This is a genomic window from Kitasatospora putterlickiae, assembly GCF_039527695.1.
GTDB lineage: Bacteria > Actinomycetota > Actinomycetes > Streptomycetales > Streptomycetaceae > Kitasatospora > Kitasatospora putterlickiae.
The window spans coordinates 86,303-91,100 of the sequence record NZ_BAAAKJ010000131.1 but is presented as its reverse complement, the minus strand read 5'-3'; the positions used below and the strand labels follow the sequence as shown (position 1 = coordinate 91,100).

The 4,798-nt window shown below is 72.9% G+C and carries 5 protein-coding genes; 3 read left to right on the top strand and 2 right to left on the bottom strand.

All coding sequences use genetic code 11. The features are described from left to right. On the top strand, positions 1 to 309 hold a 309-nt coding region (locus ABD308_RS13925; RefSeq protein ID WP_344333309.1), incomplete at its 5' end, for a substrate-binding domain-containing protein. 28 nt (positions 310 to 337) lie between these two features. On the opposite strand, the gene ABD308_RS13920 is transcribed toward ABD308_RS13925, so the two are convergent. Continuing rightward, on the bottom strand, positions 338 to 835 hold the full coding sequence (locus ABD308_RS13920) for a GNAT family N-acetyltransferase (RefSeq protein WP_344333305.1): 498 nt from the start codon (positions 833 to 835) through the stop codon (positions 338 to 340). Further along, positions 832 to 2,157 carry a DUF6271 family protein gene (locus ABD308_RS13915; protein WP_344333302.1) on the bottom strand — a complete coding sequence of 442 codons (1,326 nt, stop codon included), beginning with the start codon at positions 2,155 to 2,157 and terminating at the stop codon, positions 832 to 834. Before ABD308_RS13915 ends, ABD308_RS13920 begins: the two co-directional genes overlap by 4 nt. A 447-nt stretch (positions 2,158 to 2,604) precedes the next feature. On the opposite strand from ABD308_RS13915, the gene ABD308_RS13910 reads away from it, so the two are divergent. After that, entirely contained in the window at positions 2,605 to 3,003 is a 399-nt protein-coding gene (locus ABD308_RS13910) for a hypothetical protein (protein ID WP_344333299.1), read from the top strand. 251 nt (positions 3,004 to 3,254) lie between these two features. Beyond that, a complete protein-coding gene (locus tag ABD308_RS13905; RefSeq protein WP_344333295.1) occupies positions 3,255 to 4,763 on the top strand; it encodes a M1 family metallopeptidase in 1,509 nt (502 codons plus the stop codon). The last annotated feature ends 35 nt before the right edge of the window (positions 4,764 to 4,798 follow it).

Below are 4,798 nucleotides of genomic sequence, written 5' to 3'. Positions count from 1 at the left end.
GCCGAGGCGGTCGCCGACGGGGTCGCGGCCGCCCTGGTGCACAACGACCAGGACGCCCTGCAACTGCTGCCGCTGCTGCGGGCCCGGGGCGTGCGGGTCCCCGAGGACCTCGCCCTGGTCAGCTACGACGACGTGTTCGCCGCCCTCGGAGCCCCGCCGCTGACCGCCGTGGCCCCGCCCAAGCGGGCCGTCGGCGCCGCCGCGGTGGACCTCCTGGTGCGCCGGCTGGCCGCCACCGGGAGCGACCTGCCGGTGCACCACCTGGAGCTGCTGCCGGGCCTGACGGTGCGCGAGTCCTCCGGCGGCTGACCGCGGCCCCTCCCGGGGGAGCGGCGGGTCAGTGCACCGGCATCGACATGTAGACCGCCCGCCGCCCGTAGGACGCCGGGACGGCCACCTCCCGGTGCGCGCGGTAGCCGAGGAGCCGCAGCAGGATGTCCGCCCCGCGCACCGCGACCATCGAGATCCGCTCGAAGCCCAGCTCCTCCGCCCGCGCCCGGAAGTACCGCATGAACCCCAGCGCGACCTCCCGGCCGCGCAGGTCCTCGGCGATCACCAGGTCGTGCACGTGCAGGTTGCCCGAATCGAACGCGGCGTCCTCCGTCCGGGCGAGGTCCGGGCAGCGCTGCGGCGGGTACGGCAGGCTCAGCAGGTAGCCGCGCACCGCGCCGCGCTGCTCCAGCACGAAGCAGGTCTCCGGCGAGGCGAGGGCGCGGGACCGCAGTGCCTCCCGGCCCTCCGACAGGCCGTCGGCCGCGTAGGCGTCGTGCTCCAGCTCGACCACGGCGTCCCAGTCGTCGTCGGCCAGCCGGCGGATCACGAAGTCCTCGCTCACCCGTTCGCCCCGGCCGCCTCGGGGTAAAGGCCCTCCGCCCGGGCGGCGGTCACCATCCCCGCCCAGGACTCCACCAGCACCGCCCAGCGCCTGGCGTCCTCCTGCGCCTCGTCCAGGAGCTGCCGGCGCTGCCCGGCCACCACGTCCGCGAGCTCGGTGTACTTGCCGCCCAGCTTGCGGTACGAGCGGTCCAGGACGTCCAGGCAGTGCTCGTTGCCGGCCCGGTCCCAGTCGACGCTGCCCCGCACCAGCTCAAGGATCGGCTCGACCCTCAGCGTGTGCCGCTCGTCCAGCAGGTCGCGGCCGAGGTCGATCATCCCGCCGTAGACCGGGTACAGGTACAGCATCGAGAGCAGCAGCTTGACGAACCCCATCTGGTAGGGGACGAAGCCGGCGCCGGTGCGGCGCTCGGGCGTGTAGTAGTTGACGATGTGGCGGTTGTGGATGACGGCGGGCATCCGGGCGTGGACCAGCGCGTGCAGCAGCGCGTAGTCGCAGCCGAGCGTCTTGATCGAGGGCAGCAGCGGCAGCACCTCGTAGGCCCGGTGGTCCAGGGCGACGTTGCACATGAAGACGTTCCAGATGTCGGGCGGGCCGAGTACGGACTCGTCGGCGCTGAACGGCTCGGTGCCGGTGCCCCTGAAGGAGACGTCCACCATCGCGTCCCGGTCCTCGTCCGGCCACACCGGCGGGGTCCACAGCCGCACCACGTCGCGGTAGACGTCCGGGTCCAGCTCGCGGATCTCGCCGATGTCCACGTTGAGTTCGCCCATGAAGGAGCCGCTGACCAGCATCACTGGCATGTCCGCGTCGGTCTGGTCGAGCTCGGAGCGGGTCACGCCGGCCACCGCCTCCCCGGCCGGCTTGCCGATCGAGAGCAGCTCGTGGTGGATCGGGAAGACCTTCTCGCCGTCGAGCACCTGAAAGTCGGCGTCGTCGTTGCGCAGGTGCGCCGAGGTGCAGCCCAGGGCGGCCGCGCCCAGGAAGATCCGGTTGACGCAGGACCCGTACGCGACGGCCGGCGGGAGCATCATGTCGAGCAGCAGCTCGGGGTCGGCGCCCCCGGCCCCTCGCGCCACCCGGCGGAAGAACTCGCGCTGCCGCTCCTCGCCGAGGTGGTGGACGAACACGCCGGGCGTGGGGGCCAGGGAGGCCACGGCGTCCGCGTTCTTCGCGAACCCGGCGCCATCGGTGGTGTCGAGGATGAGGAGGTGCACCTCGACCCCGAAGTGCTCGACGGCGTAGGCCGCCTCCTCGGCGAGGTCCACGATGGTGTCGGGGCAGGAACGCATGGTGGGCAGGGCGAGGCAGACTCGTTGCATGGTGTGGGGCTCTCCAACTGATCGTCAGATCCGTCTGCCCGCCCGAGGGTCAGGGCGCGGCATTGATCCGGATGACCTTGATTCACTTACGGTGGACTAGACCAACTTCGGTGTCAACGGAGTGCTTTCGGGGAACGGGTGGCGCACCCCGACACTGCCCGATCGGGCAGGCGCCCCTGCCCCCCTCACGCGGGTCGGCGTCCGCCGGGCTCCGTGACGGTGCGCCGCGGGGGGCGCCTGGCCCGTCCGGGTGGCGGCGCGCTCCGGCGGCGGTCCGACTCGCCATCGCGACCGGGAACGTTAGCCCGGCCAGGCAGTGGTGTTCCCCCACCCGAGTAGGCGGGCGTCCGCCCGAGCGCGCGGTGCGGAGGTTCGGGTACGGATCGGCCCGGCGTGGAGGAACACCCCCCGCCGACGACCGCCAGACCCTGAACCCGGGAGACCGACATGTCCCGCACCAAGCCCCTCGTCCTGACCGCCCTCGCCGTCCTCGGCGTCCTGGCCGCGAGCACCGCGGCCGCCGCCGACGACCGGCCCGCCGACAAGCCCGCCTCCGTCAAGCCCGTCGCCACCCCCAGCGACCCGGCCGTCGCCGACGCCTCGCTGCTGGCCGCGCACGACCAGGTCACCGGCGACTGGGTCGAGGTGGCCCCCGGCGCCAACGGGATCGCCCTCGTGGCCTGTCCGGCCGGCGAGGTGCCCACCGGTGGTGGCGGCCAGACCAGCGCCTTCCGGATCTTCTTCACCGACTCCTACGCGAGCGGCGAGTACTGGGTCGTGCGCGGCACCAACACCGGCACCTCGGCCGAGTCCATCCGGGCGACCGCCGTCTGCACCACCCCCTGACCCGGGGCCGAACGCCGCAGCCCTGGACCGGAGCCGCACCCCGGGCCAGGGCTGCTGTCACGCCGGGCCCGGGGGGTCCACCGGACCGTGCCGTCACACCACGGCGTCCACGGGGAGTCCTCCGTGACGACCCGGGCGCACGGCGGGGAACGGCACGGACGCACCGCGTTCCGCCATCGGGGAGTAGACCGGGGGCCGCCGGGACAGGGATCGATCCGACCCGATCGTTCCGGTGATCCCTGGAGGACCACGTGCGCAAGAGGTTGATCGCTTCCGCCGCCAGTGCGCTGAGCCTGTTCCTGGCCGTCCCCGCCTCGGCCTCCGGCTTCCAGCCGGGCGCGGACGGTCTGGGAGACCCGTACTACCCCACCCTCGGCAACGGCGGGTACCGCGTCTCGCACTACGACGTCCGGTTGAAGTACCAGCCCGCCACCGACGAGCTGGAGGGCACCGCGACCATCCTGGCCACGGCCACCCAGAACCTCTCCCGGTTCAACCTCGACTTCGCGCTGAAGGTCTCCGAGGTCCGGGTCAACGGGCGGCTCGCCACCTTCGCCACCAGTGGCGACCAGGAGCTGGAGATCACCCCGGCCCGGCCGCTGGCCAAGGGTTCCCGGGCCACCGTGGTGGTGCGCTACCAGGACGTGCCGTCGACCGTGGAGCGGTACGGCGGCTACACCGCCTGGCGCCGCACCCCGGACGGCGCGGTGGTGGCCGGCGAGCCCGTGTCGGCGGGCTGGTGGTTCCCGAGCAACGACCACCCGAGCGACAAGGCGACCTTCGACGTCTCGGTGCTGGTGCCGGACGGCACCCAGGTGGTCAGCAACGGGGTGCTGACCGGCACCACCTCGCGGGCCGGCTGGACCCGCTACACCTGGCGCGAGGACAAGCCGCAGGCCACCTACTTGGCGACCCTGGCGATCGGGCGGTTCGACGTCACCCAGGACACCACGGCCGGCGGGCTGCCGGTCTACAACGCCTACAGCACGGACCTCGGGGAGAACGCGGGCGCGGCCCGGGCGAGCGTGGAGCGCACCGGCGAACTGGTGGACTGGCTGAGCGGCTACTTCGGCCGGTACCCGTTCAGCTCGGTGGGCGGCGTCGTGCCCAACGTCCGCAGCAGCGGCGGCCTGGAGACCCAGACCCGGGTCTTCTACGGGCCCGGGCTGTTCGCGCGGGGATCCAACACCTCGGTCGTCGTGCACGAGTTGGCCCACCAGTGGTACGGCGACAGCGTCTCGCTCTCCCGCTGGAGCGACATCTGGCTGAACGAGGGCTTCGCCCAGTACGCGCAGTTCCTCTGGTCCGAGCACGAGAACGAGGGCACCGCGCAGGAGCTGGCCGACTACATCTACGCCCTCTACCCGGCCGACGACCCGTTCTGGAGCGTCAAGCCGGGCGACCCGGGAGAGGAGAACCAGCTCTCCACCGCCGTCTACCAGCGCGGCGCGCTCGCCATTCAAGCGCTGCGCAACACCGTCGGGGACGAGACGTTCTTCCGGATCCTGAAGGGCTGGCCCACCGAGCACCGCTACGGCAACGCCACCATCCCGGAGTTCCGGGCGTACGCGGAGAGGCTCTCCGGCCGGCCGCTCGGCGACGTGCTGAACACCTGGCTGTTCACCCCCGGCAAGCCCGCCACCGGACCGGTGCCGGACGCCACCGCGGCCGCGGACCGGGGCGACGCGCGGCGGCCGGCGGAACCGAAGTCCTGGCGGAAGATCCAGGACGCCAACGCCGTTCACGCGGACCGGAACTGACCGACCCGCGGTGAGGACCCGGCGGCCCCCGCGTA

Bases quoted from the DNA above. Each gene is read 5' to 3' on its own strand.
- ABD308_RS13915 (WP_344333302.1), bottom strand. From the start codon at position 2,157: ATGCAACGAGTCTGCCTCGCCCTGCCCACCATGCGTTCCTGCCCCGAC.
- ABD308_RS13910 (WP_344333299.1), top strand. From the start codon at position 2,605: ATGTCCCGCACCAAGCCCCTCGTCCTGACCGCCCTCGCCGTCCTCGGC.